Source organism: Halobacillus sp. BBL2006, assembly GCF_000786645.1.
Taxonomy (GTDB): domain Bacteria; phylum Bacillota; class Bacilli; order Bacillales; family Halobacillaceae; genus Halobacillus.
On record NZ_JRNX01000725.1, the window covers coordinates 1 to 1,164 of the forward strand.

At 43.6% G+C, this 1,164-nt stretch carries 1 protein-coding gene and 1 pseudogene; one reads left to right on the top strand and one right to left on the bottom strand.

What is annotated here, in order from left to right:
• Nucleotides 1–78: 78 nt before the first annotated feature.
• Nucleotides 79–618: an HD domain-containing protein gene (locus LD39_RS18875; RefSeq protein WP_035551745.1), complete on the bottom strand. Its 540-nt coding sequence runs from the start codon at nt 616–618 to the stop codon at nt 79–81.
• A gap of 151 nt (nt 619–769) precedes the next feature.
• Here LD39_RS18875 and LD39_RS18880 point away from each other — a divergent pair.
• Nucleotides 770–1,164 (top strand): annotated as a pseudogene (locus LD39_RS18880) (riboflavin biosynthesis protein RibF); the annotation flags it as partial.

The window sequence follows — 1,164 nt, forward strand, 5'->3', positions numbered from 1 at the left end:
CCGCTCTGTGGCAAAGGCCGCCACGGCGCAGGTTTACTTATGCGAGTCAGGTCTCCCAGCCCCTTTGCACTTTTCGATTTAATCAAACGTTTGTTTTACTTGTTTTCGGTAGGTGTGGAAGAATGTTGGGACGTTTTCTTGATTAATCCCTTCTTCCATAACTTCTACAATCGATTCGTTATACCATTTCTGTTTCTCATACCCTGCGTTGAAGTGACGCCATACGGCATTACCTTCTCTTTCTAAATCCTCATTAAGGGACTGGAGGTTGTCGAATTTGTCTGCGATGATCAATGCTTTCACTTCCAATGAAGCAGTTTGGACAGTATCAATCGTATGTTTCTTCCTATTGTCCCATGACAGGCTTTTATCTTCTGTATGCGCAGCGACGATTCGCTTAACCTCTTCCCCAAAGTGTCTTTCAATGTCGCTTAACTCGAAGTCGGTATCTTCAACAACATCGTGAAGGTATCCTGCACAAATAACTTCTTCTCGAAAACCAGCTTCTCTCAGCGTTTCAGCTACACGAATGGGGTGGACGATATAGTCCACGTTCGAGTTCTTCCGTTTCTGGCCTGCGTGAGCTTTTGCAGCAAAGGTTTTTGCCTCTTCAATCATGGCCCCACTCCTCTTTAAAAAATAATCACCTGTACCTTCATTAAAACGAAGGTGCACGAGAGTTGCAAATCGTTTGTAAGGTTGATTAAATAGATGTTGGTATATTATAATTAATAGGTTTAAACAATAGGCAGAAGGGGATGCATGGGAGATGGAAACGATAGAAGTGACAGGTAGACCTCCGCAAAATGAAAAAGAAACGGTACTGGTCATTGGAAAAATGGATGGGATCCACCTTGGTCATCAAACTCTTCTTCATGAAGCTAATAAGGCTTCCACTAGGGATGAAGGGATTGCCGTGTACAGTTTTTCAGAGCACCCGAAGTGGGTGTTGAAGGGGGAGGAAGAGTACAAATATACGCTCACTTCTTCTCATCATAAGCGCGAACTTCTTGAGAGCTTTGGTGTTGATCGATACTATCATGTTAACTTCACAGAAGAATATGCGCGTACTTCTCCCGAGACGTTCGTCTTTGAGCATTTGGATCAACTAAATCTGTCTCGTATCATTATCGGAGAGGATTTCCGGTTCGGAAAGGGCAGAGG

Coding starts and splice junctions, on each gene's coding strand:
- LD39_RS18875 (WP_035551745.1), bottom strand. CDS start 618: ATGATTGAAGAGGCAAAAACCTTTGCTGCAAAAGCTCACGCAGGCCAG.